Annotated in this window: 47 protein-coding genes and 1 pseudogene; 29 read left to right on the forward strand and 19 right to left on the reverse strand. The window is 67.8% G+C overall.

From position 1 onward, the window contains the following. Positions 1-4: 4 nt before the first annotated feature. From JWQ81_RS43290 to JWQ81_RS43325, 8 genes are read left to right on the forward strand one after another with little or no spacing between them, the layout of a single operon-like run. On the forward strand, positions 5-439 hold the full coding sequence (locus JWQ81_RS43290) for a hypothetical protein (protein ID WP_297551427.1): 435 nt from the start codon (positions 5-7) through the stop codon (positions 437-439). Between the two features lie 19 nt (positions 440-458). Next, entirely contained in the window at positions 459-752 is a 294-nt protein-coding gene (locus JWQ81_RS43295; RefSeq protein ID WP_297551429.1) for a hypothetical protein, read from the forward strand. 44 nt (positions 753-796) lie between these two features. Next, complete coding sequence (locus JWQ81_RS43300) at positions 797-1,081, forward strand: hypothetical protein (protein WP_297551431.1); 285 nt, start codon at positions 797-799, stop codon at positions 1,079-1,081. Continuing rightward, on the forward strand, positions 1,053-1,856 hold the full coding sequence (locus tag JWQ81_RS43305; protein WP_297551433.1) for a hypothetical protein: 804 nt from the start codon (positions 1,053-1,055) through the stop codon (positions 1,854-1,856). Before JWQ81_RS43300 ends, JWQ81_RS43305 begins: the two co-directional genes overlap by 29 nt. 7 nt (positions 1,857-1,863) lie before the next feature. Beyond that, positions 1,864-2,826, forward strand: coding sequence for a hypothetical protein (locus JWQ81_RS43310; RefSeq protein ID WP_297551434.1), 963 nt, complete (start codon positions 1,864-1,866; stop codon positions 2,824-2,826). Beyond that, positions 2,826-3,116, forward strand: a complete 291-nt coding sequence (locus tag JWQ81_RS43315; protein ID WP_297551436.1) for a hypothetical protein — start codon at positions 2,826-2,828, stop codon at positions 3,114-3,116. The genes JWQ81_RS43310 and JWQ81_RS43315 overlap by 1 nt, the downstream gene beginning before the upstream one ends. A 1-nt stretch (position 3,117) precedes the next feature. Beyond that, a complete protein-coding gene (locus JWQ81_RS43320) occupies positions 3,118-3,978 on the forward strand; it encodes a glycoside hydrolase domain-containing protein (protein ID WP_297551438.1) in 861 nt (286 codons plus the stop codon). Positions 3,979-4,018: 40 nt separating this feature from the next. Further along, entirely contained in the window at positions 4,019-4,324 is a 306-nt protein-coding gene (locus tag JWQ81_RS43325) for a hypothetical protein (protein WP_297551440.1), read from the forward strand. Positions 4,325-4,393: 69 nt separating this feature from the next. On the opposite strand, the gene JWQ81_RS43330 is transcribed toward JWQ81_RS43325, so the two are convergent. From JWQ81_RS43330 to JWQ81_RS43385, 12 genes are all read right to left on the reverse strand, one after another. Continuing rightward, positions 4,394-4,654 carry a hypothetical protein gene (locus JWQ81_RS43330; RefSeq protein WP_297551442.1) on the reverse strand — a complete coding sequence of 87 codons (261 nt, stop codon included), beginning with the start codon at positions 4,652-4,654 and terminating at the stop codon, positions 4,394-4,396. Next, positions 4,651-4,881, reverse strand: coding sequence for a hypothetical protein (locus JWQ81_RS43335; protein WP_297551444.1), 231 nt, complete (start codon positions 4,879-4,881; stop codon positions 4,651-4,653). Before JWQ81_RS43335 ends, JWQ81_RS43330 begins: the two co-directional genes overlap by 4 nt. Before the next feature lie 114 nt (positions 4,882-4,995). Continuing rightward, positions 4,996-5,820: a metal-dependent hydrolase gene (locus JWQ81_RS43340; RefSeq protein ID WP_366942386.1), complete on the reverse strand. Its 825-nt coding sequence runs from the start codon at positions 5,818-5,820 to the stop codon at positions 4,996-4,998. Continuing rightward, positions 5,820-6,320 carry a hypothetical protein gene (locus tag JWQ81_RS43345; RefSeq protein ID WP_297551448.1) on the reverse strand — a complete coding sequence of 167 codons (501 nt, stop codon included), beginning with the start codon at positions 6,318-6,320 and terminating at the stop codon, positions 5,820-5,822. The genes JWQ81_RS43340 and JWQ81_RS43345 overlap by 1 nt, the downstream gene beginning before the upstream one ends. 123 nt (positions 6,321-6,443) lie before the next feature. Then, entirely contained in the window at positions 6,444-8,549 is a 2,106-nt protein-coding gene (locus tag JWQ81_RS43350; protein ID WP_297551450.1) for a hypothetical protein, read from the reverse strand. Positions 8,550-8,593: 44 nt separating this feature from the next. Beyond that, entirely contained in the window at positions 8,594-10,177 is a 1,584-nt protein-coding gene (locus JWQ81_RS43355; protein WP_297551452.1) for a hypothetical protein, read from the reverse strand. Then, positions 10,177-10,857, reverse strand: coding sequence for a DUF2637 domain-containing protein (locus JWQ81_RS43360; RefSeq protein WP_297551454.1), 681 nt, complete (start codon positions 10,855-10,857; stop codon positions 10,177-10,179). The genes JWQ81_RS43355 and JWQ81_RS43360 overlap by 1 nt, the downstream gene beginning before the upstream one ends. Positions 10,858-10,922: 65 nt before the next feature. Then, on the reverse strand, positions 10,923-11,138 hold the full coding sequence (locus JWQ81_RS43365) for a hypothetical protein (protein ID WP_297551456.1): 216 nt from the start codon (positions 11,136-11,138) through the stop codon (positions 10,923-10,925). After that, the gene (locus JWQ81_RS43370) at positions 11,135-11,434 is read right to left on the reverse strand and encodes a hypothetical protein (protein WP_297551457.1); all 300 of its coding nucleotides are present in this window, start codon (positions 11,432-11,434) and stop codon (positions 11,135-11,137) included. The genes JWQ81_RS43365 and JWQ81_RS43370 overlap by 4 nt, the downstream gene beginning before the upstream one ends. Then, positions 11,431-11,562, reverse strand: a complete 132-nt coding sequence (locus JWQ81_RS43375; RefSeq protein ID WP_297551459.1) for a hypothetical protein — start codon at positions 11,560-11,562, stop codon at positions 11,431-11,433. Before JWQ81_RS43375 ends, JWQ81_RS43370 begins: the two co-directional genes overlap by 4 nt. Continuing rightward, positions 11,562-11,792 carry a hypothetical protein gene (locus JWQ81_RS43380; RefSeq protein WP_297551461.1) on the reverse strand — a complete coding sequence of 77 codons (231 nt, stop codon included), beginning with the start codon at positions 11,790-11,792 and terminating at the stop codon, positions 11,562-11,564. Before JWQ81_RS43380 ends, JWQ81_RS43375 begins: the two co-directional genes overlap by 1 nt. Further along, on the reverse strand, positions 11,789-12,031 hold the full coding sequence (locus JWQ81_RS43385; RefSeq protein WP_297551463.1) for a hypothetical protein: 243 nt from the start codon (positions 12,029-12,031) through the stop codon (positions 11,789-11,791). The genes JWQ81_RS43380 and JWQ81_RS43385 overlap by 4 nt, the downstream gene beginning before the upstream one ends. A gap of 148 nt (positions 12,032-12,179) precedes the next feature. Between JWQ81_RS43385 and JWQ81_RS43390 the strand changes: the two genes are divergently transcribed. Both JWQ81_RS43390 and JWQ81_RS43395 read left to right on the forward strand, forming a co-directional pair. Continuing rightward, a complete protein-coding gene (locus JWQ81_RS43390) occupies positions 12,180-13,052 on the forward strand; it encodes a helix-turn-helix transcriptional regulator (RefSeq protein ID WP_297551465.1) in 873 nt (290 codons plus the stop codon). After that, on the forward strand, positions 13,036-13,230 hold the full coding sequence (locus tag JWQ81_RS43395; protein WP_297551467.1) for a DUF397 domain-containing protein: 195 nt from the start codon (positions 13,036-13,038) through the stop codon (positions 13,228-13,230). The genes JWQ81_RS43390 and JWQ81_RS43395 overlap by 17 nt, the downstream gene beginning before the upstream one ends. A gap of 58 nt (positions 13,231-13,288) precedes the next feature. On the opposite strand, the gene JWQ81_RS43400 is transcribed toward JWQ81_RS43395, so the two are convergent. From JWQ81_RS43400 to JWQ81_RS43420, 5 genes are all read right to left on the reverse strand, one after another. Continuing rightward, positions 13,289-13,600 (reverse strand): hypothetical protein, encoded by a 312-nt coding sequence (locus JWQ81_RS43400; RefSeq protein WP_297551469.1) that lies wholly within the window; start codon positions 13,598-13,600, stop codon positions 13,289-13,291. 69 nt (positions 13,601-13,669) lie between these two features. Then, positions 13,670-13,792 (reverse strand): hypothetical protein, encoded by a 123-nt coding sequence (locus tag JWQ81_RS43405; RefSeq protein WP_297551471.1) that lies wholly within the window; start codon positions 13,790-13,792, stop codon positions 13,670-13,672. Positions 13,793-13,803: 11 nt separating this feature from the next. Further along, positions 13,804-14,052, reverse strand: coding sequence for a hypothetical protein (locus tag JWQ81_RS43410; RefSeq protein WP_297551472.1), 249 nt, complete (start codon positions 14,050-14,052; stop codon positions 13,804-13,806). After that, positions 14,049-14,240: a hypothetical protein gene (locus JWQ81_RS43415; protein WP_297551473.1), complete on the reverse strand. Its 192-nt coding sequence runs from the start codon at positions 14,238-14,240 to the stop codon at positions 14,049-14,051. Before JWQ81_RS43415 ends, JWQ81_RS43410 begins: the two co-directional genes overlap by 4 nt. Beyond that, positions 14,237-14,632 (reverse strand): hypothetical protein, encoded by a 396-nt coding sequence (locus tag JWQ81_RS43420; RefSeq protein WP_297551474.1) that lies wholly within the window; start codon positions 14,630-14,632, stop codon positions 14,237-14,239. Before JWQ81_RS43420 ends, JWQ81_RS43415 begins: the two co-directional genes overlap by 4 nt. Before the next feature lie 295 nt (positions 14,633-14,927). Between JWQ81_RS43420 and JWQ81_RS43425 the strand changes: the two genes are divergently transcribed. Then, a complete protein-coding gene (locus JWQ81_RS43425; protein WP_297551475.1) occupies positions 14,928-15,314 on the forward strand; it encodes a GIY-YIG nuclease family protein in 387 nt (128 codons plus the stop codon). Further along, entirely contained in the window at positions 15,311-16,267 is a 957-nt protein-coding gene (locus tag JWQ81_RS43430; RefSeq protein ID WP_297551476.1) for a tyrosine-type recombinase/integrase, read from the forward strand. The genes JWQ81_RS43425 and JWQ81_RS43430 overlap by 4 nt, the downstream gene beginning before the upstream one ends. 108 nt (positions 16,268-16,375) lie before the next feature. Here the strand turns inward: JWQ81_RS43430 and JWQ81_RS43435 are convergent, their stop codons facing one another. Both JWQ81_RS43435 and JWQ81_RS43440 read right to left on the reverse strand, forming a co-directional pair. Next, entirely contained in the window at positions 16,376-16,711 is a 336-nt protein-coding gene (locus tag JWQ81_RS43435) for a hypothetical protein (protein ID WP_297551477.1), read from the reverse strand. 167 nt (positions 16,712-16,878) lie between these two features. Then, a complete protein-coding gene (locus JWQ81_RS43440) occupies positions 16,879-17,277 on the reverse strand; it encodes a helix-turn-helix domain-containing protein (RefSeq protein ID WP_297551478.1) in 399 nt (132 codons plus the stop codon). A gap of 147 nt (positions 17,278-17,424) precedes the next feature. Here JWQ81_RS43440 and JWQ81_RS43445 point away from each other — a divergent pair, with 147 nt between their 5' ends. The 17 genes and pseudogenes from JWQ81_RS43445 to JWQ81_RS45230 all read left to right on the forward strand — a co-directional run. Then, complete coding sequence (locus JWQ81_RS43445) at positions 17,425-17,658, forward strand: helix-turn-helix transcriptional regulator (protein ID WP_297551479.1); 234 nt, start codon at positions 17,425-17,427, stop codon at positions 17,656-17,658. Beyond that, complete coding sequence (locus JWQ81_RS43450; protein WP_297551480.1) at positions 17,655-17,906, forward strand: hypothetical protein; 252 nt, start codon at positions 17,655-17,657, stop codon at positions 17,904-17,906. The genes JWQ81_RS43445 and JWQ81_RS43450 overlap by 4 nt, the downstream gene beginning before the upstream one ends. 75 nt (positions 17,907-17,981) lie before the next feature. Then, positions 17,982-18,560, forward strand: coding sequence for a hypothetical protein (locus tag JWQ81_RS43455; protein ID WP_297551481.1), 579 nt, complete (start codon positions 17,982-17,984; stop codon positions 18,558-18,560). Between the two features lie 109 nt (positions 18,561-18,669). Further along, a complete protein-coding gene (locus JWQ81_RS43460) occupies positions 18,670-18,849 on the forward strand; it encodes a hypothetical protein (protein WP_297551482.1) in 180 nt (59 codons plus the stop codon). After that, the gene (locus JWQ81_RS43465; protein WP_297551483.1) at positions 18,846-19,526 is read left to right on the forward strand and encodes a lambda exonuclease family protein; all 681 of its coding nucleotides are present in this window, start codon (positions 18,846-18,848) and stop codon (positions 19,524-19,526) included. The genes JWQ81_RS43460 and JWQ81_RS43465 overlap by 4 nt, the downstream gene beginning before the upstream one ends. Then, positions 19,527-20,348, forward strand: coding sequence for a hypothetical protein (locus JWQ81_RS43470; RefSeq protein ID WP_297551484.1), 822 nt, complete (start codon positions 19,527-19,529; stop codon positions 20,346-20,348). Continuing rightward, complete coding sequence (locus JWQ81_RS43475; RefSeq protein ID WP_297551485.1) at positions 20,345-21,067, forward strand: exonuclease domain-containing protein; 723 nt, start codon at positions 20,345-20,347, stop codon at positions 21,065-21,067. Before JWQ81_RS43470 ends, JWQ81_RS43475 begins: the two co-directional genes overlap by 4 nt. Then, entirely contained in the window at positions 21,064-21,291 is a 228-nt protein-coding gene (locus tag JWQ81_RS43480; protein WP_297551486.1) for a hypothetical protein, read from the forward strand. The genes JWQ81_RS43475 and JWQ81_RS43480 overlap by 4 nt, the downstream gene beginning before the upstream one ends. After that, the gene (locus JWQ81_RS43485; RefSeq protein WP_297551487.1) at positions 21,288-21,989 is read left to right on the forward strand and encodes a hypothetical protein; all 702 of its coding nucleotides are present in this window, start codon (positions 21,288-21,290) and stop codon (positions 21,987-21,989) included. Before JWQ81_RS43480 ends, JWQ81_RS43485 begins: the two co-directional genes overlap by 4 nt. Further along, positions 21,986-22,420: a hypothetical protein gene (locus JWQ81_RS43490; RefSeq protein WP_297551488.1), complete on the forward strand. Its 435-nt coding sequence runs from the start codon at positions 21,986-21,988 to the stop codon at positions 22,418-22,420. The genes JWQ81_RS43485 and JWQ81_RS43490 overlap by 4 nt, the downstream gene beginning before the upstream one ends. Next, positions 22,413-22,568 (forward strand): hypothetical protein, encoded by a 156-nt coding sequence (locus JWQ81_RS43495; protein ID WP_297551489.1) that lies wholly within the window; start codon positions 22,413-22,415, stop codon positions 22,566-22,568. The genes JWQ81_RS43490 and JWQ81_RS43495 overlap by 8 nt, the downstream gene beginning before the upstream one ends. Next, complete coding sequence (locus JWQ81_RS43500; protein WP_297551490.1) at positions 22,565-22,900, forward strand: hypothetical protein; 336 nt, start codon at positions 22,565-22,567, stop codon at positions 22,898-22,900. The genes JWQ81_RS43495 and JWQ81_RS43500 overlap by 4 nt, the downstream gene beginning before the upstream one ends. 169 nt (positions 22,901-23,069) lie before the next feature. Further along, positions 23,070-23,285, forward strand: coding sequence for a sigma factor-like helix-turn-helix DNA-binding protein (locus JWQ81_RS43505; RefSeq protein ID WP_297551491.1), 216 nt, complete (start codon positions 23,070-23,072; stop codon positions 23,283-23,285). Next, positions 23,282-23,800, forward strand: coding sequence for a hypothetical protein (locus tag JWQ81_RS43510; protein WP_297551492.1), 519 nt, complete (start codon positions 23,282-23,284; stop codon positions 23,798-23,800). The genes JWQ81_RS43505 and JWQ81_RS43510 overlap by 4 nt, the downstream gene beginning before the upstream one ends. Before the next feature lie 101 nt (positions 23,801-23,901). After that, on the forward strand, positions 23,902-25,251 hold the full coding sequence (locus JWQ81_RS43515) for a DUF6745 domain-containing protein (RefSeq protein ID WP_297551493.1): 1,350 nt from the start codon (positions 23,902-23,904) through the stop codon (positions 25,249-25,251). Positions 25,252-25,313: 62 nt separating this feature from the next. Next, positions 25,314-25,718 carry a hypothetical protein gene (locus JWQ81_RS43520; RefSeq protein ID WP_297551494.1) on the forward strand — a complete coding sequence of 135 codons (405 nt, stop codon included), beginning with the start codon at positions 25,314-25,316 and terminating at the stop codon, positions 25,716-25,718. Between the two features lie 80 nt (positions 25,719-25,798). Beyond that, positions 25,799-26,029: pseudogene (locus JWQ81_RS45230) on the forward strand (HNH endonuclease); the annotation flags it as partial. Positions 26,030-26,068: the final 39 nt, after the last annotated feature.

Below are 26,068 nucleotides of genomic sequence, written 5' to 3' on the forward strand. Positions count from 1 at the left end.
CACCATGGCCGTTCCCCTCGCAGGGCAGACAAACACCGCCGCGATGCTCGGCGCGCTTGCGAACAACACCATCAAGCTGACCCAAGCCCCGGCGACGTCGAGCCCAACCGTGGCCGCTGTCGCGGACGTCCCGGGTTGCAGTATCACCATCACGACGATCAACCCGAACGTGCAAGTCGCGATCGTCGGGTTCTTCGATGTCACCCAGACTGCCGCCGGTGACATTTTCGTCGGCACTTGCATGATCGACGGCGTCTCGCAGACCCCCCAGTGCGATATCAACGTCGCCGGCCGCGCCACCTGCGGGCAGATGTGGATCGCGACTCTTGCCACTCCGGGCTCGCACACGATGAAACTGCGCATGGCGGTCACGGGCGGCGTCGACACGAACATCACTGCTGGCAACACAACCATCACCGTCGCGCAGTTCGCGCTGTGACCAACCGAGAGGAAAACCGATGGGATCGTACGTACCAAGGCCAGGTGTCCTCACCGCTGCGAAGTGGACCGGTGACAACGAAGCCGAGATGCACACCGCCGTCGACACTGTCACCGCCCCCGAGTACTGGGGAACCCAGTTCAGTGTCGACGGAGAAGGCAACGGTTTCGTCCAGGCTTATTCGGAAGAGCTGCGGCCTGTCGCGATCGGACAGTGGGTCCTCCGCGGTGGCTACGAAGGTGCTGCGGTCATGGACGACGAGGCGTTCACCGCGGGCTATCAGCCTGGAACCGGGTACGTCGCCACCCCGTAGTTAACCGCGGCGGATGTAGATCCTCAGAGGAAGGGATGTGACGTGTGAATGACCTCATTCAATTGCTACCGACGGCGGGTCCCTACGCAGGGTTCCTGCTCCTCATCATCGTGCTCATGGTGCTGTGGCTACGCGCGGAGAAGCGCGCTGGACGCTCGGAAGCCCGAGCGGAGAAACTCACCGAGGCGCTCGATACGACCCGGCGGAAATTCATCGGCGAGGCCGACGGCGAACGGGAGAAGCGGTGGCGCGCCGAGGACGCCGCCGCGAAAGCCCGCCGTCGGAAGGGCGGTGATCTAGATGGCACCGCTGAGGTTCGCGATTCGTAACCGCGTCGCCGTCATCGCTCTGGGCATCGCGATCATCTCGCTGGTCCTCGCGGGCTGGGGGATCGTGTCCGGATCGTTCGCGCACACCGCGGCTCAGCAAGCGCAGTCCGATTCGAAGAGCCTCGCCGATCCGCTCGCCGCACTGTGCGCCAGTGATCCCTCGGTCGCGGCCCGGGTCGGCCCCGCGAACTGCCAGAAAGCCGCCGAGATCCAGCAGGCCCCGATCGAGGCGGCCCCTGCGCCCGGCCCGCCCGGTGTCGGCATCGCGTCCGTCATCCCGGGTGACTGCTCCGTGCGGATCGCCCTCACTGACGGCCGCGTGTCGACGCTGTCGAACCTGTGCGGCGCGGCCGGGGTCGCAGGGAAGGACGCGCCACTAGCGCGGGGGATCGCGGCGACGGCGAAGGACGGCTGCAACGTCGACATCACCTTCACCGACGGCGCCACCTCCACCCTCGGCCCGTTCTGCGGTGCGAACGGCACCGACGGCCACAACGGCGCTGACGGCGTCACGCCGCCGTGCATGTCGCTTCCAGCGCAGTGCCAGGGCGCCGACGGGAAACCCGGCAACGACGGCAAACCGGGTTCGCAGGGCGTCGGCGTCGCAGACCAGCGCTTCGTGCTCAACGACAGCGGCGACTGCGTCTCCCGCGTCACCTACAACGACCCCGCCACCGGCACCACCCGCGTCGACGACACCCCCGCCGGCCCCGCCGCGTGCCCACCGGCGACACCACCCAGCACCACCGTCAACCCGCCTATACCGACGAATTGAGGCTCCGATGACCTTCGCCCACCCCACCCGCAAGCTCGGCAAGCGGCCACCCAAGGACGCGCCGGCCCTGCGCGCGGCCCGGTTCCTCACCGGCGCCGTCCCCGCACACCCGGCCTCGGTCGACCACTTCTCCGAGATCACCGACTGGCTGATGCTGGACAACGACAAGTACGGCGACTGCGGACCGGCCGCGACCGGGCACCAGCTGATGCTCGACAGCAAGTACCTGTCCGCGGCTGAGATCGTCCCGTCGATCGCGGACGTCCTCGACTTCTACAAGCGGTCCGGTAACCCCGACTTCGATCCCAACGACCCGGGTGGTCCGGGCGACGGCGGCGTCGACCTGCAGACGATGCTCGAGGAGCTCGTCCGCAATGGCATCGGCGGTCACAAGGCGCTCGGCTTCGCGAAGGTCGACACGTCGAACCTCGACGAGGTGCGCGCGGCGGTCGCGGTCTTCGGGTCGCTGCTGCTCGGCGTCACCCTCGAGACCGCGCAGCAGGCGCAGACCGATCGCGGTCTCTGGGACTACGCCAAGTCGGCCGTGTGGGGCGGGCACGCTGTGCTGGCCGGCCGGTACACCTCGGCGAAGACCGGCGATGACCTCGCGGTGATCACGTGGGGCGAGATCGTCGGCACCACCGACGCGTTTTGGGCCCACCAGGTCGACGAGGCGTGGGTGGTGATCTGGGACTACAACGTCGGCACCGCGGAGTTTCAGGCCGGGGTGGACGTGGCGGCTCTCGCCGGTGACTACTTCGCCCTCACTGGCCGGACGTTTCCCGTCCCTGTCCAGCCCCCAGCGCCCGCCCCGGTTCCCGCGCCTCCGGTTACTCCTCCGGCGCCTGTCGGCGACGCTGACAGCGTTCTGGCGGCGGTTCTTCACCCGTGGGTGATCGAACGCCACGTCGGCCAGAACCACGCCCTCGCGACCGCGGCCAAGACGTGGCTCGCCGCGAAGGGGCTGTGATGGACCAGCAGCCCAGCGTCGGCCGGAGGGTGCACTACGTCAGCTACGGCAGCCCCGTCCGCGCGGACGGCACTCAGGCGTACACCTCACAGTGCCGCGCGGCCGTCATCACTGCTGTCTACGACGAGAACAACCCGCCACCTGACTCGGAATGCGCCACCGGCGCGGACGGCGCTGCGTGGGTCGGTCTCGCCGTGCTGAACCCGACAGGAATGTTCTTCCACGAGTGCGTCTGCCAGGACGACCGCGACCACAGCGGCGGCACCTGGCACTGGCCGGAGAGGGTCTGACATGCCCACCTCCATCGGCCGGTGGTTCGACTACTCCGGCGGCCGACCGACCGGTGCCGCACTGAAAAAGGCCGGTGCCACCGGAACCCTCCGCTACGCGGGCCTCGGCGCGGCCGGGAAGCGCATCACGGCCGCCGAGTACGCCGACCTCACCGCGGCGGGTATCGCAGTGCTGTTCGTCTCCGAGCTCGGAACCAACGACTCGTGGGGCACCAGTACCGACGACGACTACGCCCGGGGTAAGGCCAACGCGCTGGCCACCCTCGCGGATCTCCGTGCCGCGAAGGTGCCGGCCGACAAGATGTTCGTCGCAGCGGCCTCGGACTCGCACACAGCCGCGCAGTGGCAGGTGACCGACACCGTCAAATACGTCACCGCGTACCGCGACGTCTTCGGCCTGGCATTCGCCGGGCACTACGGGTTCAGCGACTCGCAGATCACCGTTCACGCGGCCGGGGTGGCGTCCTGGTACTGGCGCTGCGGAACCGAACCCACCGAATCGTGGGTGCACTTCTGGCAGCGCAACGTCGCGCCCAACGTCCTCACCGTGGCCGGCATCCAATGCGACATCAACGAGCAGTACATCCCGATTGGAGCACCCGATATGGAACCGAGCACCCCCATCAGACTGCCGAACTGGGCAGGCGTGGACACCCCGGCGACCACCAAAACCGTGAACGACATCCTTGCCGGAACCGACATCCGCGTTCAGCAGATCCTCGCGGGGCAGACCGCCATGGCGGCCGCCGTAGCGGCGGCGACCACCAACCCGGCGATCACTCCGCAGATGGTCACCGACGCGATCAACGCGGCCGTCGCTGCGCACGTCAAGGTCAGCATCGACGTCACACCGACCACGTAAGCGACGCTTCCCCATCAACCAATCCAGAGAGGACATCCGCATGTCATCGCACGACTTCAACTTCCACGACGAGATCGTCAAGGTCGAGGCCGAGCTCGTCGACGTCGTCGAGAGGAAGGTGACGGCAGCCGGCACCGCGGCGACCCTGGTCGCGATCGTGGTGTCCCTGCTCGGCCTGTACGTCTTCCACGGCGACGTCCCGGACTGGGTCATCGCCGCCGTCGGCTCGATCGTCACCGGCGGCCTGACGTTCGCCGCGGGCTACATCGCCAAGCACACCCCGCGCGTGATCCCGGTCCCTCCGGCGCCGACCGGCGATTCCGGACCCGCGCCGGCGGCTGGCTAGACCTCTAGCAGCACGAAACCCCCTGCCTGACCGGGACGAACCCGAATGGGCAGGGGGTTTCGTGCGCGTCTAGAGCCGCGCCATCAGGGTTTCGATGCCGTTGATGGAACCGGCGAGGTTGTCATTGGCCATCAGGATCTCGTCGTGGCCCTGAACCAAGCACTCGTGTGCCCACACATACTCGCGTTGGGTTGATCCTTCGAAGGATTCTCGGACCCGGGCGAGGGCTCCTCCGATCGTTTCGACGGCGCTCGTCAGCTGGCCGCGCACTGCTGTGAGTTCTGCTATGGCGACGGTCAGGTTGGTACGGATCTGCTCAGGGCTGGTCACGGGCGTTCGGCCTCCTTCGGCTCGTCATCGTCGTCGTCCGCCGCGCGGAGTGCTGCGAGGTCGGCCCACCCGGCTGCGTTGAAGCGGTCGACCGTCGCATCGAACTTCGCGACGACGGCCTCGACGTCCCGCCGCATCCGCTTGTGGGCTACGAGCGTGTGCCGGACGCTGTAAGCCAGGAAGCCGGCATTGATCACGACCACCATCCACCAGTACCAGTTGGGCATCACGTCTCCTCGTTATGTTGAATCCCGGCCGGTGACCTGCAGGCCAATGCGGGAGTTGACCGGCCGGAAAATTAGGTGCGGGGGCGGCTTTCCCAGCCGACCCAGCGTTCGTGCTCACCTGGTGGTGGATGCGGTGGCGGTGGCCACCACCAGGTGGTCAACCACCGCCACCAGCACCGACCACACCCCCGGCACCAGCAGGACCCCCGCCACCAGGAACGCCGGATACGCGACCCTCAGCTCGAAGCCGCCCTCCCGGCCGGTGGTGAACCGGAACCGGCGCGGCAGGCTGATCTCGTACCAAGCTCGGCCGCGGATCGGGATGGGCCACAGGAACGGGCACCCCGAGCGGGTGGGGGAGTCGCCGAGGCAGTGGGTGACGCACCCGATCGCGACAGCCGGGCCGATCCACCAACCAACCGCCACCAGCGTGGTGGCGAGGCTGGTGGTGGCCACCAGGACCACCGCCGAGCCAATCGCAGCCAGCGCCACCAGCGACACGTCCGCCCTCACGAACGGGACGGGCACCTTCCACTTCCCCAGCGCATCCTCCGCGAGGAGGACACCGAAGATCAGGACGGCGAGCACGAACCACCGGCCGATCGTCGCCGCGCCGACCGTGACCGTCCCGCCGAGCACGAGCGCGAACACCACGGTGTGCGACAGGTGCCGGTGAGTGCCCTGCCGGTGGCTGTCGTGGGGTGTCCTCGTCCACCGGTACACCCGCGCGGACAGCCACTGAAGCCCGGTCGAGATGCCGCCGGTGAACCACCCGAGGCTCCGGGATGCTCTGCTGCCGTCGCAGTCGAGGTCCGGCAGCAGAGCAAACCCGGCCGTCGTGACGGCGAACAGGAGCACGGCGGGGGCATGCACGAGGCCGAGCAGCGGCGCGGCGACGAGCCCGATGCACCAGCCGGACGCCGCGTGCGAACGTCCCATCACGGCGCTTCACCCGGCAGCAGTTGCGTCTTCATCCGGTTGTAGTCGGCGAGATCCGTCTCGCGCGCATCACGCACATCCTCGGCGTTGATGTGTGCGCGGATGCCGCCGTACACGCAACCGCCGGCCGCGAGGACCAGGACGCCACCGAGCACAGGGACCCACGCGGCGAGCGACGCGACGAGGCTGGCGAGGACCGCGATCCCGCCGACGAACGCGAACCACCGGGCGCCCTGGTTCCAGCCCGTGCCGGCGTACCTGACGTACTGCTCCGCGGTCATCAGCGCGGTCAGGGCTTTGTCCTGGCCGGCGTCGACCTCGCGGAGCCTGGGGGCGTTGTCCTCCCAGGAGATGAGGCTGTTGGTGAGGTCGTCGATCTGCCGCTGGAAGTGCCCGGCGTTGAGGGAGTCCGGTGTTTGGGCATCCCTGAGGATCTTCAGGCGCACGATCCGCTTCTCGATGTCGGCGATCTTCTCGGCGTACTCGTCCATCTCAGCCATCACGCAACCGTCACTTTCGGTGAACCAAACAAACACACAAACACACAACCGGGGTGGGCCTCTACCTGCACGTATCTGCGCAACAAACCCCCCATCGGGTTGTGTGTTTGTTTGGATGTTTGTTCACGGTGCGTCACACAGCGCGGCGGTGTACAGCCGACGCTCCGGGCGCGACAGCACCCCCGAAGCGACCAGTTTCGACAGCGCGTTCGTCACGACCTGCTCGCCAGCCGGGTGCATCGCCGCCCCGATCTCGACGCGACTCATCGGCCCCGGCGCGGCCCGGACGACGTCGACGATGCGGTCCGCGAGGGACTGTCGGCCCACCATCGACGCCACCCCCGGCGCCTCCGCAGCGACCGGCACGGCCCGCGGCTCCGGCACGCCGAGGAGCGCATCCAACTCCCGGGTAGCCAGCTCGTACCCGGCCTGCTTCGGGCCCGCCACGGCCAGCTGCGCGGCGGCTGGCGGTGGCGTCGTGACGGCCGGACTGAACTCGATCTGCGCCTGGCCCCCCGCCTCGCCGGTGGTGATGTACGCCAGCATCGCCGCGTTCATGCGGCGGTGGCGGTTGGCGTATGCCGCGCCGCCTGCGTGGGCAGATCCGGGGTCCATGGCCGTGTGGAAGTTCCGGCGGGACCACGCGACATCGGACACGGTCGGGCCGTCGTGCAGCCGCGGTTTCGACTTGTCGATCGTCTGGACGTACGGCGCTTTGAGCCGCACGAGGCCGTCACCGTTGCCGGGGTTGAGGTAGTACTCGCCCTTGTGCCGCGGGTTGGGGAGTTTGTAAGAGCCCAGGAGGCGGCCGAGGCTGCCCTGATCGGCGGTGTGGAAACCGGCGGCCCACTGCACGTTGGCCATGACGTCGCCGCCCTTGTCGCCCCACTGGTCCATGGTGTCGCGCTGCGACGCCAGGTGCAGCCAGACGTCACCGGACCCAGCGCCCTTGTAGATCTTGGCGGCGGCCTGGCTCATGGTGATCAGCACGCCGCGGTAGGGCAGTTTGACGCTGTTGTCGCCCAGGGCGTCGCTGGCCTCGTCGATGTCGATGATGATCGTGGGCCAGTTGCCGCGCTGGTCCATCGGCTGCGATTGCCGCCACTGGGCGATGTTCAGCCCGGCGATCATCATCGCCAGCGTGTCGTGCGCGCCGTTCGCGACGTAGTCGATCGGGAGGTCCAGATCGGTGTCCATGTACGGCATGAGCCACCCGGCGACCAGGTCGTAGACCTTGGTGGTGCCGCCGATCCACTGCTTCGCGTCCCGGCAGCGCGTGACGTGGCCGATGTTGCTGTCGATCAGGGAGCTCTTGCCCCACCGGGTACCCCCGACGACCTGCCCGTGCTGGTCGAGCCGCAGCCCGTAGCGCAGCCCGTTCAGCTGGCGGCCGCAAATGGAGGGCTCGCGGATCGACGTCCACGTGCAGTCGTCCTCGTAGGGGAAAACGTCGGCCATGACGTCGCGGGTGGCGATGGTCAGCAGGTGTGCGCCGGCTTCCGGCTGCTCCTCGAGGGACACCCAGTCCGAGGCCAGCGTCGGCGCTTGGAGGGCTTCGCGTAGGCCGATGGCGATCTGCTTGGCTTCGGTGATGCCGAGGGTGCTGCCGGCCTTGCCCTTGTGGCCCTTTTCGGCGAGCGCGTGGGCCGAGGGCACCTGCACGTCGATGATGATCCCGTCGGCGGGCTTGTCGAGCTCAGGGTCGCCGCCCATGGGGATCCAGTCGCCGACGTCGAGCCAGTCGAACCCGGCGAGCCGCAGGCCGGCCAGGACTTTCGCTCGGACTGGGTCGCCCTCGTCGATGACGGCACCGCTGATCGTGGTGGTTATGGCGGAGGTGACTTGCCGGGCCGGTGCGGCGCTGGGGCGGGCGAGGAGGTATTCGTGGGCCCGCGCGACGCCGTAGGTCGCCGCACCCACAGCAGCGGTGACGACCGCCCAGAGCGCCCACAGATCCGGCCGCAGCAGGAACGCCGCGGCGACGCCGGCGTGCACGTAGATCGCCGCGGTGATCCAGCCCAGCATCATGACCCGCGAGCGCAGCGGGACGCCGTCCATGACGGCCGCCCGGTAGATCACCAGGCGCGCCACCCGCGTCACCACCACCGCCACCACCACGGTGGCGGGCAGCGCCAACCACAGGGTCACCGCGTACAGCGCGGCGATCCCGGCCCCGGCGAAGGTCGTGACGGCGGCGAGGGTCGACCAGAACACTTTCCACGGGATCACGGCGGGCTCCTGACTGGTGGTGCGGGTGGGGACCTGAGCGAAGATCAGGCGGCGGACGCCCGGTCTTCGTAGGCAGCGGCAACACCGAGCCGGGCCTCGGCGGTTTCCTCGAGCCGCGCGGCCTCGGCGAGGAATTCCTCGCCGGAGGTGGACATGTCGTCCTTCTCCATCAGCCCGGCCGCCTCGGTGCGGAGGTCCTCCGCCTTTTTCCGCAGGTCGGCGGCGGAGATCCGGGCCGATTCGGCGACGCCGGAGAGAGTGGAGCGCAGCGTCGCGGGGGTGGCGGAGTCGACCATGTGGGCGTAGCCGGTGGTGAGGTCCGTGGTGGTCATGTCGGGTCCTTTCGGTGACGCGGTGGTGGTGGCTGGTTGGCTGGCGGTTGGTTGGCTGGTGGTGGTTGGTGCTGGTGGTTGCGCTGGCCGGAGACCCATTCGGCGTGGTCCGGCGATCTGCGTTGCCGGATGACTGCCGGTCTTGGTCGGCGTCCGCAGGCGGCCAGCGATGGCCTTCATCGCCCGCGGTGCCGGTAGCCGCTTCGGCCGCGTGCGCAGTGGCGGCCGGGTACCCGCGGCGAGAGGTGCCGTCGTCGGGGCGGTGGGGGACTTAGTGGACTTGCGGCGGACCGCACCCGCGATGCGCTTGAGCCGGGACGGGCCCGTGGCCGGGCTGGCCTTGTCGTCGCCGGTCTTCCGCGCGAGCAGGGGCCGGGGCGCTCGGCGGCAACTCAGGGTGGCGTCGGTGCGCCGAGCACGTGCCCGGTTCCCCGCTGTCTTGACGGCGCGGGCAGCCCGTCCGGTTCCGGACGCGGTCTTGCGTGCGGCCCGCCCGGCTCGGCTGGCCGCGGCGCGGGCGGTCGAGGGCGCCGTTTTGCTTCCCGTGGGCGTCTTGCGCGCTGGGGTGGCGCGTCCTGCCGCTCGCCGCGTGGGCCCGCGACCGGCGTTGGCGCGCCCGGTGCTCGAGCGCCGCGACCCGGCCGCAGCCCGACGAGCGGCAGCCTTCGCGCGACCAGCGGCCGGACGACCCGCTGTCGGCTTCCTGGCGGCCTTGTTGCCGACACCGATCCGGGATGCTTTCGCCGCAGCGCGCTGCCGGGCAGACGGGCGAGTTGTCGCCGCGGGCTTCCGGCCGGACCCGGCGGGCTTCGCCGAGGCGGGACGTCGCCCGCCGGCGGGGCGAGCGGCAGCGGCGCGGCGCGCACCCGATCCGGCGGCGGGGCGCTTGGCGGTGGACTTGGTGCCGGTGGCGGTGGTTGCCCGGCCACCACCGGTTGGCCGCCGCCTGGTGGTGGCGGGGCGGCCACCACCGAGGATCGACGCGACGGTTTCCTTGGCCCGCCGCCGTTTCATCGCCTTGTGGGCCATGACCCCGGCACCGGTGGCGGCGGTCCCACCACCGAGCAGAACCGCCGCCACCACCGGGCCGCCCACCATGTACGCCACCGCACCACCAAGCGCCACCAGGGGGGCACCAGCCCACCCAGCGAGCTTGGTGGCGGGCACGCCTTCGGCCTTCGTCGCCGCGGTCTTCTTCTCGGCGGCATCCTTCGGCGTGGCGTCAGCCCCCGCACTGGTCGGTGCGGGGGCTGGAGCGTCCGCGAACAGCGGCGGCGCGGCCTTCTCGGCGGTCATTAGGCCGCGTTACCCAGCTGCGCGATGACACGGCGCGCGGTGTGGTCGCTGATGCGGAGCTCGGCGGCGATGCGGCTACGGCCAATCGCAGGGTCAGCCGCACGCAGCGCACGGGCATGCTCGATGAGGTCGTCGAGGTCGGAGGTGGGGGCGGCCTCAGCGATGACTGGCGGCAGGTGGGTTGCTGGTTGGTGGCTGGTGACCTGGTGGTTGGTGGTGACTGGTCGCCACGCCGGGGCCTGGTGGTCGGCGTTGTCGTAGCGGCCGGAGATCACCAGCGACGCCAGGTGCACGACGGACGCCAGCATGGCTGGCGGGACGGCACCAACCACCACCACCGCCCACCAGGGCAGCACCAGCAGGCCCGCGTGGATGGCGCGCTCGACGACGTTGCCGCCGATGGACAGGCCGATCGCGGCGAGCATCCACTGCCGGGCCCAGGCTCTCACGTCTTCGGGGATGGTGGGCAGCAGCCAGATGCGGGCGGCGACGAGGGTCGCGGCGTCGATGGTGATGGGCAGCAGCCACGCGTAGCCGGCGCCGATGCCGGTGTCGATCGCGAGCTGACGCAGCCCCACGAAGGAGAAGATGATCCCGGCGAAGGCGATGATGGCGAGGCCGATAGACGCGGCACCGCCCAGCTCCCGGCGAATGGTCGACTGGCGAGCGGTGGACGGCATGGCGAGTATCTCCTGTTGGTGAGGCCCAGCCGCCGCGCCGTCGGGGCAGCGCGGCGACCGGGGGATTAGGGGTCGAGCTTGTCCGCCTGGTCGGCGGCGAGCTGCTCAGCGCGCTGGGTGAACGCGGCACCGAGCTGGGTGTACAGGGCGCCGATGGCGGCGAAGTCCGCTGACGCGGCGTCATCGTCGGCGATGCCGGACAGCACTCGGAGCATGATTTCTCCGGAGGCCGCGTTGACCTTCGGGATGCGGCTCAGAAGTTCGATGTCGGGTTGCATCATGCGATGGCCTTGCGCTGCTGAGGCACCTGCTGCTCCAGCTGGGTGCGCCGTGCGCGTCGTGCGGCGACTGCGCACCCGGCGCACCAGGTGAACCGGTCGCTCGTCGACGCGGCCGCGCAGCTGAGTTCGACACGGGCGTGCCGGACCGGGTACATCACGTCGGTGCTGCACCTCGGCACCAGGTACAAGATCTGCGTGTTGGAGAGGTCGGCGCGCGGGTAGGAGTGGATGAGGCCGGTCTCCGCGGACCACCGGTGTGTGTATTCCACGGTGGTCAGCTCGGTGAGCGCGGTCACTTGTCGCCCTCGGCGGCGGCCTTCTCGGCGGCTTCCTTCGCGCGCTCCGCAGCCTCTTCCGCCTGACGTTTCGCGTTCTCGGACGAGTCGAACGCGTCGCCCGCGCCGCTGTTGCTGAAGCTGCCCATCACTTGCCGCCCTTGAGCTTCGCCGCGAACGCCTGCTGCAGTTGCACCGAGAGTTCGATCGACGCGTGGTCAGGCAGGATCACCTCGACGCCCTCGTCGACGCGCAGAGCGATCTGCAGGCCACCAGCCGTGTCGAGGACCGCCACCGTGACCGGGAGCGGGCGACCGGCGAGATCGACGGCCTGCACGATCGACGTCTGAAGATGCCCCCGCGGCTCCTTGGAGGTCATCGGCCACCGCCGATGTTCTCGAGCTGCAGCTTCTCGGCCATCGTCAGGTGAGCGTTCGCGATCAGCTCGTACGCCGACTGCGACGGCAAGACAGCAGGCTCTCCGCCTTCGCCGATTCTGATGCTGAACACCAGGTCGCCACGCTGCATCCTGATCAGCCCCACGACTACTTGCGTCGGGGCTCCGGACAGGTCACGCGCTGCCGCGATTTTTGAGGCGATCCAAACGTCCTCGGCCATGCGCCCTCCAGATAAGATCGAGGCAGCGCCTGCGCTACCGGGTCGCGAAGTGCTACCAACTCTAATTGTTAGCAACGGTAGCACTAGGGTGCAAGAGCCCGACCGGGTTACGCTTGCGACTAGGTGGGCCTGCACTAACATGTGCTGCATGGCTGGTAGCGCTCCAACGTCCCCCTCGCCCACTTTCGGCACCGTGCTGCGCACGGCACGCGAGGACCGAGGCATTTCCCTGCGCAAGCTCGCCGAGCTCATCGGCCGGAAACCATCCGACTCGGGGCTCATCTCGCGTTGGGAAACCGGCGAGCGCCACCCGAAGCCGGACGAGGTCATCAAGATTTCCGGGGTGCTGGGCTTCGATGCTGACGAGGCGATCCAATTAATCGCTTCGGCCGAAAGCCCGGCTCGCAGCCGGCGTCTCTCGACTACGTTGCCCGAGCGCCGCGAGCACATGAACGCGGTCATCCGCGCCGAGGGCACCGCCACAAAGGTCACGCACGTCGCGCCGCTGCTCATCCCCGGCGTCTTGCAGACCTACGACGTCATCCGCACCATCATGAGCATCGGCGGCGTCTCCGACGATGAGATCGGCGAGCGCGTCAACGACCGCATCGGGCGCCGCCATCTCATCACCCGCCGCAACCCTGCTCAGCTGACAGTCCTGTTGGGCGAAGCTGCGATCCGTCAGTGCATCGGCGGCCGAGAGATCATGGCCGACCAACTGCGCTACCTACTCGAGCTGGCCGAAATGCCGAACGTCGAACTGCTGGCCGTCCCGTTCTCGGCGAACTGGACCCCTCTGCTGACGGGGTCGTTCATGCTGATCGACTCCGACGAAGCACCATCGATCGTGAGTTCGGAGCAACACCGCAGCGGCTTGCGCTTCGAGGATCCCCAAGACATCGCCAGCTATCGGCGCGACGCCGATGCGGTGCGAGAAGAGGCGATGAGCCCGGCCGACACTGCCGAGCTCATCGCGAGAGTGCTCATGGAACTGGAGACACAGGATGACAATACCGCGTGATCCCGCCAAAGCGGGTTGGTTCAAGACGGCCCGAAGCAAGGACGGCGAGGACTGCGTCGAGGTGAACCTCGGTCACGTCGTCGGTGTGCGGGACACCAAGGATCGGCCGGGCGGCCAGCTGGCCGTCACCGGAGCCAGCTGGGCGGCATTGACTGCCGCGGTCAAGACCGAGCAGTAGCAGCACGACAGAAGCCCCGGCGCGTAACAGTTGCGCCGGGGCTTTCTGCTGCACGAGGTCACACGTCGGTCGGTTCCGCCTCGTCGAGCTCGTCGTCGCGACGGCGCTGCGGTACGACGATCAGCACCGCGCCGATGAGCCCGATCGCGCCGACGCCGGCCAGCGGCCACGCCCACAATCGGCGCCCCATCACCGCGCTGGTGCAGGCCTGCGAGTTGTTCGCGAACGCTGCGAGCCCGTTCCCGCACGGCTGGGAGCCGTAGAGCGAGTCCGCGGACACCCCGACCACCAGGCCGAGCACGCCGATGGCCAGCAGCACACCGGCGACGAGTCCGATGAAGCGGCGGGGCGTGAGGTAGAACGGGATCATGCTGGCTCCTTCGCCGGGTTGTTGTGTGGTCGTGTTGATCACGCCCGGCGTTACGGACCTGGTGGGTGGTCAGTGCTGGGTGACGATCAGGAACGCGACGAGCGCGAAGATGAGCACGAGCCACCACGCGCTGAAGGTCCGCGGCTCGCGGCCGCGGTGGTGGTGGTACAGCCAGTGGTGCAGGCTAGGCATGTCGGTCCGTTCTAGTGCTTGAGCGTGGCGCGTTGCCGGCTCTCGTGGAGCCGAACTTCGGTGAGCCACACGGCGACGAACGAGGCCCACCAGCCAAGGATGATCGAGACCGCGACAAGCGCCTGCTCGACGCGGGGACGCCAGTTGGACTCGGCGAGCTGGATGACGATCGGGACCGCGACGACGAGCAGGGGAACGGTGAGCGCGACGAGCAGCGCCAGCGCCGCGCGGTACCGGGTCAACTCGCGGGCGTTCATCATGCGGCCCGGAGGGTGAAGACCAGCGCCACGTACGACGCGTAGAACCAGGTGGCCGCCGTGACGTCAGCGGCGACGGTCACGGGTGACGCGGTGAAGAAGTCGGTGCCGATGGTCCCGACGACCAGGAGACAGACGATGGTCGAAAGCGCCACCGAGGCGCGTGCAGTCCAGATCAGGAGAGTGCTCATCGGTGGTCCCTCGAGGGGAAACCGTCGGCGTCGATGTCGTCGCCGTCGACCGGCACGAACACGCGAGTAGCCGGGGCGCCACGGTGCCAGCGCGTGCCGGCGTCGCCGATGAGCGGCTCACACTGGCAGTCGTCGCGACGTACGTGCAGCGTTACAACGGGCTGCCAGCACTGGGGCGGGTCGATGTAGAAACCGTCATCCGTCGAGACCCAGCCGGCGCCGAGCGCGGTGCGGGACAGGCCGCCGAGCGCGGCCCGGTGGGTTGCCCACCGGATCTCGGCCTCGCCCTCGTCGTAGCGGCCGAGGATCACGGTGCCGTCTTCGGGCGCGGTATCGATCGGCTGCCAGGTGTCGGGCTCGTGCTCGGTGGCCGGCTGAATGGTGGTGGTCATACTGGTCTCCAGGAACGCTCGTAGAAGCGATTCCTGGTGGTGGATCGATGACCAAGGGATTAGGCGCGCTACGCTCTTGCGTGACCTGCATATTCGCTGGTCAGAATGCCGCTAAAGCCCTGTGCACTCATAATCCCTTGGCCGTCGGTTCGAGCCCGACCCGCCCCACCACCAGGTGATTTGCCCGTAGGTTATCCCGAACGCCGCTTGTAGAGCAAGGGACTGGAAATTTCTGGTAACGTCCCGGTTCATGCGTAAGCCCCGATCTCTCCCCAAGGCGGTAGTCACTGGCTCGGTGGACATTCCATCGAGCCAGGGAGGCACCTACGTCTATCGCGGGTACTGCCGATGCGGTGACCTGCTCTACGTCGGCGTCACCAACGACATCTTCAGCCGCCTCGCCGGGCATAGGCGCGCGCATTCGGCATGGGAGATGAAGATGGTTCGACTGGAATACGACATCTACCAGACGCGCCCAGAAGCGCTGCGTGTCGAGCGCCGCCTGATCGGCACCCTCGGCCCGCTCTGCAACATCACCAACGCCGTGCGCCAGCCGCGCCCCATTTCGCTGCCCAGTCCGCGTGCCTTCACTGAGGATGAGTTGGACGGGTGCGCGAGGGCTTCATACCGCGGGGTTTCCTACCTGGACTGGGTGTTCACTGAAGCGGGAGTAGCAGCATGACGGATGGACGTGCCACGAAAGCCGCACCCGCACTCGATGACCTCCGGGAGCTTCTCCCGGACTGGAGACGCCATCTGAGGGCCACAAACACAGCGCCAACCACCATCGACTCCTACCTCCGCATAGCTGACGAACTCGTCGCGTTCCTCCTCGGCGCCGGCATGCCGACCGGCGCGGCCGCGGTCGGACGCGAGCACCTCGAGCACTACTTCGTGCACCTGCAGGACCGGCCGAACAAACGAACCGGGAAGCCGCTGTCGGCCGCCTACGTCGCAAAGCACTACCGGTCTCTGCAGCAGTTGTTCCGGTGGCTCGACGAGGTCGAGGGTGAGATCGACGCGTCGCCGTTCGTCAAGATGTCCCCGCCGTCGGTTCCCGAACAGCCTGTCGACGTGCTCACCGAGGCGCAGCTGAAGGCGCTTCTGGCTACCTGCAAGGGAAAGACGTTCGAGAATTTGCGTGACCGGGCGTTGATGTTTCTGTTCATCGACACTGGTGCGCGGTGCGGCGAGCTCGCGCCGCTGAAGGTTATGGACTTCGACTTCGATGCCGACCAGGTCAACGTGATGGGGAAGGGCCGGCGCGCTCGTGCGGTGCCGTTCGGGGCTACGACCGGCGAGGCGCTGCGGCGGTACTTCCGTGCCCGCGCGAAGCACCCGCAGGCTGCTCTCGATTCGGCGTGGCTCGGCAAGAAGGGCACGCTCACAGAGTGGGGGATCCGGCAGGTGTTCAACCGCCGCGCGGAGGATGCAAAGGTGCCGCACGTGTACCCGCACCGGTTCCGGCATACATTCGCGCACCGCTGGCTCTCCGCGGGTGGTCAGGAGCAGGACCTGATGCGGTTGGCGGGATGGCGTTCGCGGGAGATGGTCGGCCGCTACGGAGCGTCAGCGGCGGACGAGCGCGCTCGCGGCGCGCACAGGAAGGCGAATTTGGTCGATCGACTTCGTTAGCTACCGGAGAGTCGGTACCGGGAAAAGCAGCTTTTGAAGAAGCCCCCCCCCCCCCCCCGCAGTTTCAGGGTTTTGCACGTTCGTGCGGGAGGGCGGGTTAGGAAAGGCTTAGTCGTGTCTGTAGTTCCGCTGTATTTCCTCGAACTCGGCTGCCCATTCGTGGGCGCGGAGGTCTTGATGGATAATCTTGCGGAGGTGGGTAATCTCCTTTTCGACGACGCTGCGGGTATTTTTCCCGTTGCGCCGTTGGGCTTGAAAGAAAATGACGACCCCGTCCGCAAATAGCAGCGCGTTGAACGGGGGCGACGGCCAGCGCAGGTACATCGTGATCCACCCGAGGGCCGTCGTGATCACTGCAAGCATGGTCAGCGCGGCGACGTTCCAGCCCTGACCATGGGAAACGAGCTTCTCGGCCTGCTTGAACTTCTCCACCTGCTGGGTCATCACTCCTCCGATCGCTGAACTCGGACAAGCGATTTAGTTGCCCGAGTTGTCGGGGTAGCAGACCACAGTAAGGCCATCGCCGATTAATCTATTGTGATCATTAGCCCGGATGGCCCATTGTGACGTTTCATTTTGATCACCATGGGCGACACGGATCCAATATCGCTCTAACTTGGCCGCGGGGACCCCATGCGTAGCACCTCGGCCGCTTCATTGAAAAAGATTCGCGCTTTCTCGTAGCCCTCTTTGGCTTCGATCTGTGCGGCGATCGCGCCGAGCTGCGCCATCGACATCGACCGGACCTCGTCGTCGGTCGGCCTTCTGATTTTCGTGATGTTCTGCTGCTTGAGGATGCTGTCGATCTCGCCCTGCGGCCACTCCAGGGTGCGCTCGATGGCGTTGTAGTTCCGGTCCTGGGTGGCGCGGGTGCTGTCCTCGAGCTTGGACCAGGTGTCGCGGTCGATGCCAGCAGCCTTCGCTGCTGCTCGGACGCTGAGCCCGAGCTCCATCCGTCGCTGCCTGACTCGTCGCGCTAGGCGCTGTTGAGCCGTCTCCTCGGCATTCATCGCCATCCTCCCCGTTGGTGCAACTCGGCTGAATGTAGCGGAATCGACACGGATCTTGGGGGCTGAGGTCACAAATAGACGCTTATGGCGGAACATGGTGGCCGAGGGTAGTTGCGGAACCTGGTGGAACCTTGTAGGTTTTTCCGCATGGCAACCGAACCCCCTGGAGTCCACATCGCCGGTGGGCTGCTGCGACAGTCACGCAAGCTCGCCGGTTACAGCCTCGTCCCCTTCGCCGACCTCGCCGGCATCTCGTTCCAGTACCTCAGCCAGATCGAACGCGGCGACCGGGAGTCGGTGAGCCCGGAGGTTTTCGCCCGGATCTGCGACGCGCTCGGGATCACCGACCGTCGCGAACTGCTCGCCAAGGCCGCGGCATGACCCCCGAGCAGCGTTCGTTGCAGGCTCGCGTTGCCGTGCACACGAGCTGGGCAAACACCGAGGACCGGACCGCACGAACCGCGCCCGGCACCAAGGCGTTTATGGACCGCTTCGAGCGCCAGATCGACCCGGAAGGCGTGCTTGACCCGGCCGACCGAGCCCGCCGCGCCGAGTCCGCGAAGACGGCCTACTTCCTCAACCTCGCCGCGAAGTCCGCGAAGGCCCGCGCTAAGCGCAAGGCCGCCTGACCCACCAAGTAAGAAGCCCGCCCCGCGCGGACACGCAGGACGGGCACAACCACCAATCAAGAGGAGCTCCACCTCATGACCAGCCACCTGAAGATACCGCACCACTCGAAGCCCGATCGTGACGTCGAGTTCATGAAGCGCAACGCGGCCTACTTCTGGGCCCGCTGCTCAGCAACCCGCGTCCAGGCGGGCCTGCCGCCACTCACCCCGGAGCGGCTTCCCCTCGACCTCGGCCACCGCCGGAACTACGTCGCCCGGCACCGAGTCGACCAGTTCGGTGACACCGTCGTTCTGCCGCGCATCGGCACGATCGGCGTGGTCGCCGCAGCTGACCCCCGGTTCGAGCCGGTGCCGTGCACCTGGTGCCAGCTCGACGGGCATGTGACCACGGTCCGAGTGCAGGCCGACCCGGACCCGGCGAACCCGGATGCCCGCGACGAGTTCCCGGATTCGTGCCTGTGCTGCGCCCCGAAGGTGATCGCGCAGGCCCGCGCCGAGCAGGCCGAGCGCAACGACGCCGATATCCACGTCGAGTTCGCCGAGCAGGCCCCGAAGGCCAGTGACGGCAAGCTTTCCTGCGCGATGTGCCGCTCCTCCGGCTCGCTGCCGGACGGCCGCACGTGCCCGCAGTGCCGCGGTGAGGGGGAGCTGTGAAGAACCCGCTCAAGACGATCGCGGCCGCGATCAAGGAAGCCATCGCGGCGCTCGACGAGTCCATGCCCCAGCTGCCGCAGCCCGCACCGAAACCGAAAGGCAGGCGCTCATGAGCAACATGTCCGGCGCCACGCCGATGCGGGTCACCCTCACCATCACGGTCGCCGTGGACCCGGTGGCGTTCGGGTTCGACCTGCCGATGTACGAGGCCGAGGGAATCATCGTCGCCGCGATCGACCGCACCATGGGCCTTGAAGTCGCGAAGTCCGTCTCGGTGGTGAACTCGTGACCCTCATCGAATTCCCAGACGTGATCCAGGGCTCAGACTCGTGGCACGAGCAGCGCCGGGGGATCGTCACCGCGTCCGTCGTTGGGCAGCTCGTCACGCCGAAGACCCTCAAGATCGCAGCCTCCGACAAGAGCCGGAGCATCGTCGCGCAGCTCGTCGCCGAGCGCGTCACCGGCTACACCGACCCCACCTACATCGGGGACGACATGCTGCGCGGCATCGACGACGAGCTGAGGGCACGCGACCTGTACGCCGAGTTCTACAAGCGCCCCGTCCGCGAGATCGGGTTCCTCCTCCGCAAGGAAGACACCTGGCAGCTGGGCTACTCGCCCGACGGTCTCGTCGGCGACGACGGGCTGATCGAGGTGAAGTCGCGTCGCTCCAAGCTCCACTTGCGCACGATCCTCGATGACGAGGTGCCCGCCGAATTCATGGCGCAGTGCCAGGCCGGGTTGCTCGTGTCCGGCCGCGCCTGGCTCGACTTCATCAGCTATTCGGGCGGCATGCCGATGTGGCACAAGCGCCTCTACCCGGACCCCGCTTGGCACGAAGCGATCATCGCCGCCGCCGAGCAGTTCGAGACCACTGCCGCAGAGATGGTCGCCGACTACGCGACCAAAACCGCAGGACTTCCCGCCACCGAGCGGACACCCGACTACCACGAAATGGTGATCTAGATGGACCTCACCGACTCCATTGCACCCACGAGCGATCAGCTCGACGCGGTCGACCTGCTGGGCGGCCCGCGCACGTTCACGATCGAGAAGGTCAGCCCCGGCTCCGGTGAGCAGCCCGTCGAGATCAAGCTCGCCGAGTTCCCCCGGGTCTGGCGTCCCGGGAAGAGCATGCGGCGTGTGCTTGTGTCCTGCTGGGGGCCCGACGCGTCCACGTACACCGGCCGGCGCGTCACCCTGTACTGCGACACAGAAGTTCGGTTCGGTGGGCAGGCTGTCGGCGGCACCCGCATCAGCCACCTCAGCCACCTCGACAAGCCGAAGCAGATTCCGCTGCTCGTGACGCGAGGCAAGTCCGCGATCTTCACCGCTCGGCCACTCGTCGAGTCGGCCGAGGACCGCGTGGCCGAGTTCAAGCGCGAGTGGAAGAACGCCACCCCCGAGCGACGCAAGGTCATCGAGGCCGAGGTCGCCGCCTTGACCAACCCGAAGAAGGCCGAGCCCGCCGTTACGCAGGAGCCGCCCGTCGACGATGCCGAGCAGGAGCCCCCGCCCGTCGACGAGCCGCCCGCCGAGCCGGACGACGAGGAGAAGCTGTCCAAGGCGCAGATCGCGGCGCTCACGACTCTGTTGGCGGACAACGACGTCGACCAGCGCGCCGAGCAGGTCGCCGTCGTATCGCTGCTGCTCGGTGAGCCCGTGTCGATGCTGCAGGACCTGCGCGTCCGAGAGGGCCGCTACCTGGCCAAGCGCATCCCGGAACTGGTCGCCGCGGGAACCTTCCCCGACACCATCGCCCGGGCCCGTGCGGCGGTGAACGCGTGAACTGGCTCAACGGCAAGTTGCTCGCGTTTGACCTGGAGTCCACCGGCAAGAACCCGCGCACTGCGCGGATCGTCTCCGCGGCCGCGATCATGATGGACGGCACGACGGGGGAGACGCTGCCCGCTGAGTGGCTCTCCGACGTCGACGGAGAGGAGATCCCGGCCGAGGCCATCGGGATCCACGGCATCACCACCGAACACGCCCGGGAGCACGGGCAGCCGCTGCACCAGGTCGTCGAGCAGGTCACGCAGACCATCCGTGAGGCGTGGAAGCTCGGCATACCCGTCGTCGGGCACAACGTCGGCTACGACCTGTCCCTCATGGAGTTCGAGAACCTGCGGTTCTGGCCGCAGGGCGAAGGGCTCGGCTCCCTCGGCCCTGTGCTGGACACGTTCGTCATCGACGGGCACGTGTCCTACCGCAAGGGCAAGCGGACGCTGACGACAACGGCCGCGCACTACGGCGTCGCACTGTCCGAAGAGGACGCGCACGGCGCGACGGCTGACGCGTTCGCCTCGGCGAAGATCCTGTGGCAGATCGCTAAGAAGTACCCGACGATCATGGCGCGCACGCTGCCCGAGCTGTTCGACGACCAGATCAGCTGGTACCGCGACCGCGCCGAGTCCCTCGCGAAGCACTTCGACTCCAAGGGCATCGCGCACGACGTGTGCCCTGACTGGCCGATCCGCACCGACACGATCGTCGGGGTGCCGGCATGACCATTCCGACTCCTGCTGGTGGTTCGCCGTGCGTGATCGTCCTTGGCGGCATCACGTCCACGTTGATCCTCGCGACGTGTGGCGCGCTCGCCCCGGCTGGTGTCCCGCTGGCCGTCCGCGCGCTGCTGTTCGTCGCGATCCTCGGTGTCGTTGGTGTGCTCGTCGCCGCCGCGTTCCGGCTCGCCGCCACCACACCCGTTCCTGTGCAGGAAGAGGCGTCATGAGCGACGAAAGAGAGGTCGGTGGTCTCGCCATCGACGACCCGATCCGGGTCATTCGCGCGCGCCAGCTGCTCGCCTCGGCAGCCAAGGCGGTCGATCAGTTCGAGGACGCGATTCGGGAACTCGTCACCATGCGCGCGTGGGTTCTGCTGGGGTACAAGGACTTGGCAATGATGTGGGAGGCGGAGAACGGGTTCAAGTGCCCGACATACGCCAAAGCACTAGCCGTGGAGGTTTATGAAGAGGAGGGGATGTTGTCCCCTGGCGGGGATGTACGCAGGCAAGGGCACCGATCTGCGGATGTCGCTAAGGCGGTCGGTCTCCCTTTTCACACCAATTCGAAAGGGAACGAGTCCAGTACCCAGGTGACCTCCATGCGCTCCCAATTGGCAGCTGGGGTGCCCGCTAAGCACGTAGTCAGCACTGGTGGAAACCCCGCGAGAAAAGCCATCGATAGCTATGGAACCAGGGCCCGATCCCATGTTCGTCGGAGCGGTGTAGGCCCCGACGAGATGGTGAGCGAATCGTTTCACCTTGTCCGCAGGGAAGCGGATGCCATCTCGGAGATCGCGCGCAAAGCCAATGTCCCCAAAGCGGAGATATACCGCCAGGCCGTGACGCAGTACCTCGAGCGCGCCCGCTCCGTCGAACAGCGGGAGATCGACCGTCTCCGCGCGAACATTGAGGAGAAGGGCCGATGACCGACAACATCCGCGAAAACCCGCCACTATCCGATGGGGACTTCACCGCGCGGCTCAACCGCGCGATGGCGCAGCACGCCGTCAGCGAGCAGCCGATCGGCGCACAGTCGTTCTTCGAGATCGTGACGCCCGACCCGGCCAACGCTCAGCTGCGACTCGACATTGTGCAGGCCATCGCCGCGGCCATCGGCCTGGACTGGGCCACCGATGTCGACCAGTCCGAAGCGTTCGAGGTGGTCGACAAGGCCGTGATGCCCGTCGTCGACGAGCTGCTCGCCCGCGCCCGGTACATGCGGGAGGCCGCCGAGCTGCTGTCCCGCCACGTCGAGACGCTCGCGGCCGACCTCGACTCGGCCAGCAGTAGCAATGAAACCCTGCTCAAGCTCGTGAAGGCCCGAGACGCGCAGATCGCCGAGGTGCCCGGTGAGTAAAGCCAGCGACCACCGCAAAGCACTCGACGACGAGCTCAAGAACTGGTCCAAGGACGTCAAGTCCGAGCCGTTCAACAACGCCGAACTCTCCCGCAAAGCACAAGAGCAGGCCGCGAAAGCCCGCGCGGAACGGGACGGTGAACAGTGACGTCGACGATTGCGCGCGTCAAGTCGTGCACGAAGTGCGGCACGGTGAAGCCAGTCGAGGAGTTCCGCTGGCGCAAGCAGCGCGGCGTGACCGCACCCCGCTCGGTGTGCAAGCCCTGCGAAGCCGAGGACGAGCGCGCCCGGTGGGCCGATCCCGAGAAACGCGCCCAGCGGGACGCTCGCCGCCGTGAGCTGTACCGAGCCAAGTACGGCGCATCGTCGGAGGTGGAGCGCATGATCCGGCCGGCCGCGCGGCGCACGGAAACCCCGAAGGCGCCGCCGACAACTCGCGAACAGCTGGCCGACTGGTACCGCAGGGGGTGCCCGCTGTGACCGAACTTGGCGAGCACCTTCACCGCGTCGAGTCGTCCATGTGTCCGACATGCCGCGTGCCTGGCCATATGGACGTGTTCGAGGTCGCACTGCGCTGGCCGTGCGGCCACACCCGCGAACTCCCGCCACTCCCGAAGATGATCCGCGCCGCCAATCGGAGACCCAAGTCATGAAGCGCCTGGCCCTCGCCGCCGACCTCAAGGCCCGCATCGCCCGGCTCCTGACCGTCCTCGACGCCTCACAGCGGGACATCGTCACCCTGCGCGCAGAGAACCTCCGCGCCACCGAAGTCGCCGAAATGCTCGGCGTCACCCCCGGCTACGTCCGCATCGCCCACCACCGCGCACTCGCGAAACTCCGCACCGTCATGGCAGGTGCCCGATGACAGCCGATCCGGTGCCGTGCCTCGACTGTCACCGGCCGCTGAAAGACCCGGCCAGCATCGCCCGGCAACGCGGACGGTACTGCCAGGAAATCTTCGAAGGCGACACCCACATCAGCCCCAAACTGCGACGGCCAATGCGGCGGAAGCGGCTCCCCGAAGACCGGCCGTTCCCCGACTTCCCGACCGAAAGGACACCCGCCGTGACCGACCAGACCGCCGCCGAGCGCATCGCCGAAGCACTCGAGCAGTACCAGACCAACTTCACCCGCATGCTCGCGCCGGAGACCAGCCGGACGGACCGCGACGCGTCCATCCAGTACTGCATCTACTTCTTCGCCTACGCCGCGCTGCTCGCCCGGCTCCGTGAGCACGACGAGTTCGACGCCGACCTGTTCGCCACCTGGCTTGAGGAGACCGCCGAGGACGGCGGCGGATGCGGGGAACTCGTCCACGAGTGGCGCCAGGCCCTCGCCGCCGGACAACCCATCACCTTCCCGAACCTCGACGCCAGCTGACCCGCCCCGGCCCCCAGATTTCCACCCCCAGAAAGGACTACCCCGTGACCGACCAGGCCCCTGTCCCTGCTCTCGCCACCGAAGAGGAGAAGTAACCCGCCATGAGACTCGACAAACTCAGCCCCGACCAGGAAGTCGAACTCGCCAAGATCCGCGACGAGTGGATCGCTGCTGGTCTGTCGTGCACCTCGGCGAACCGGGAACTCGCCGTCCAAGGTGTCAACATGGCCTACCAGTCCGCCGGCCTCCAGCCCCCCAAGATCGTCGTGTGGCTCGACTCCCCGCTCGCCGGCACCTACGGAGCCTGGCACGTCGAGCAGCTCCTCAAGGGCCTCTCCAAGGCTCAGGTCGGGGCTCAGGTCCGGGCTCAGGTCGGGGATCAGGTCTGGGCTCAGGTCGGGGATCAGGTCCGGGATCAGGTCGGGGCTCAGGTCCGGGATCAGGTCGGGGCTCAGGTCCGGGCTCAGGTCCGGGCTCAGGTCGGGGATCAGGTCCGGGCTCAGGTCGGGGCTCAGGTCCGGGCTCAGGTCCGGGCTCAGGTCCGGGCTCAGGTCGGGGCTCAGGTCCGGGATCAGGTCGGGGATCAGGTCCGGGCTCAGGTCGGGGCTCAGGTCCGGGATCAGGTCGGGGCTCAGGTCTGGGCTCAGGTCGGGGCTCAGGTCGGGGCTCAGGTCGGGGATCAGGTCTGGGCTCAGGTCGGGGCTCAGGTCCGGGCTCAGGTCGGGGCTCAGGTCGGGGATCAGGTCTGGGCTCAGGTCGGGGATCAGGTCTGGGCTCAGGTCCGGGATCACATGTACAACTCGATGAACGGGTACCGCTACGACCTCTGGTGGACCTGCTTCTACGACACCTTCCGGCAGCTCGGCGTCCCCGGCGCCGAGAAGATGGCCGGCCTCGTCCAGGTCGCCAAGAACGCCGGATGGTGGTTCCCGCTTAAGGACGCTGTCATCCTCACCGAGCGCCCCGTCGAACTCCACCGCGACCCACAAGGCCGCCTCCACTCCGAGACCGGCGCGGCAATCAGCTACCCCGACGGCTGGGGCCTGCACATGTGGCACGGAACCCGCGTCCCCCGCGACCTGATCGAGAAGACGTGGACGTTGGAGCAGGTCCTCGAGGAGAAGAACGCGGAGGTGCGGCGTTGCGCGATCGAGAAGATCGGGTGGGACACGTTCATCCAGGAGTCCGGTCTCGTCAAGGTCGCATCCTGCCCGGACCCGGGGAACGCCCCGTACCACATCGCGTTGTACGACCTGCCTGAGGAACTGGCGGACATGTACGAGGACCGCGCCCGCATCCTGCTCGCGGTTAACGGCACCGTCGAGCGAGACGGCACACGCCGCCGCTTCGGGCTCCCCGTCCCCGCACACCACAACGACCCCGTCGAGGCCGCCGCCGACCTCTTCGGCTGGCCGAGAGCGGCATATGCGTCGCTGGAGGTGCGTCGCTAATGCCCAAAGGCGTCGCGCAGCCGAGTACCGCAAGTAACCCACCCAGGAAGGAACCACCCATCATGATCGTCAAGGAAGCAATCCAGCTGTTCAACACCGAGGTCCTCGACTACCTCGAGCGCGACGCCGAAATTCCCACCATCACCCGGGCGGGCGCACAGGGCGACGTCTCCATCCTCCGCGTCACCAAGGACGACGCCGTCAAGCCCGTCGCCAAGGCCGGTATCGCCGTCATCCGCGGCGAGAACGGCGGCAACACCCACTCGCTGCACGGCAACGGCCCCATCTTCTGGGACGCCGCGCCGGAGCGGGACGGGTCGCTGCTCCTCGGCCGCCTCACCGTTCCCGCCGAGTCCGAGGCGGTGCTCGCGCATCCGGAGCACGGGTTCCTGGCCATCGCTCCGGGCACGTACGAGATCGGCCGCCAGCGCGAGTACAGAGGCGAATGGGCTCTCGTTGCTGACTGAGTTCGAAACGCGGAAGCCAGTGCACCTCTCCGAGCTCTTCACTGCCTGAGCCGCCCCATCCGGCCGGCGGCCCGCTCCCGATGCGGGCCGCCGGCGCACCACCCCAGACGAAAGGAGGCGAGCCTGTGGCCGTCTCAAGGCGACTTCGATACGAGATCCTCCGCCGCGACAACCACGCGTGCCGGTACTGCGGATCAACAGCACCCGACGTCGTGCTCACCGTCGACCATGTCATGCCCATTGCACTCGGTGGATCCGACGACCCCACGAACCTCGTCGCCGCCTGCAAGGACTGCAACAGCGGGAAGTCCGCCACCGCACCGGACGCTCCGCTCGTCGCCGACGTCGCC

The organism is Amycolatopsis sp. (assembly GCF_025464955.1).
In the GTDB taxonomy this organism is placed as follows: Bacteria; Actinomycetota; Actinomycetes; order Mycobacteriales; family Pseudonocardiaceae; genus Amycolatopsis.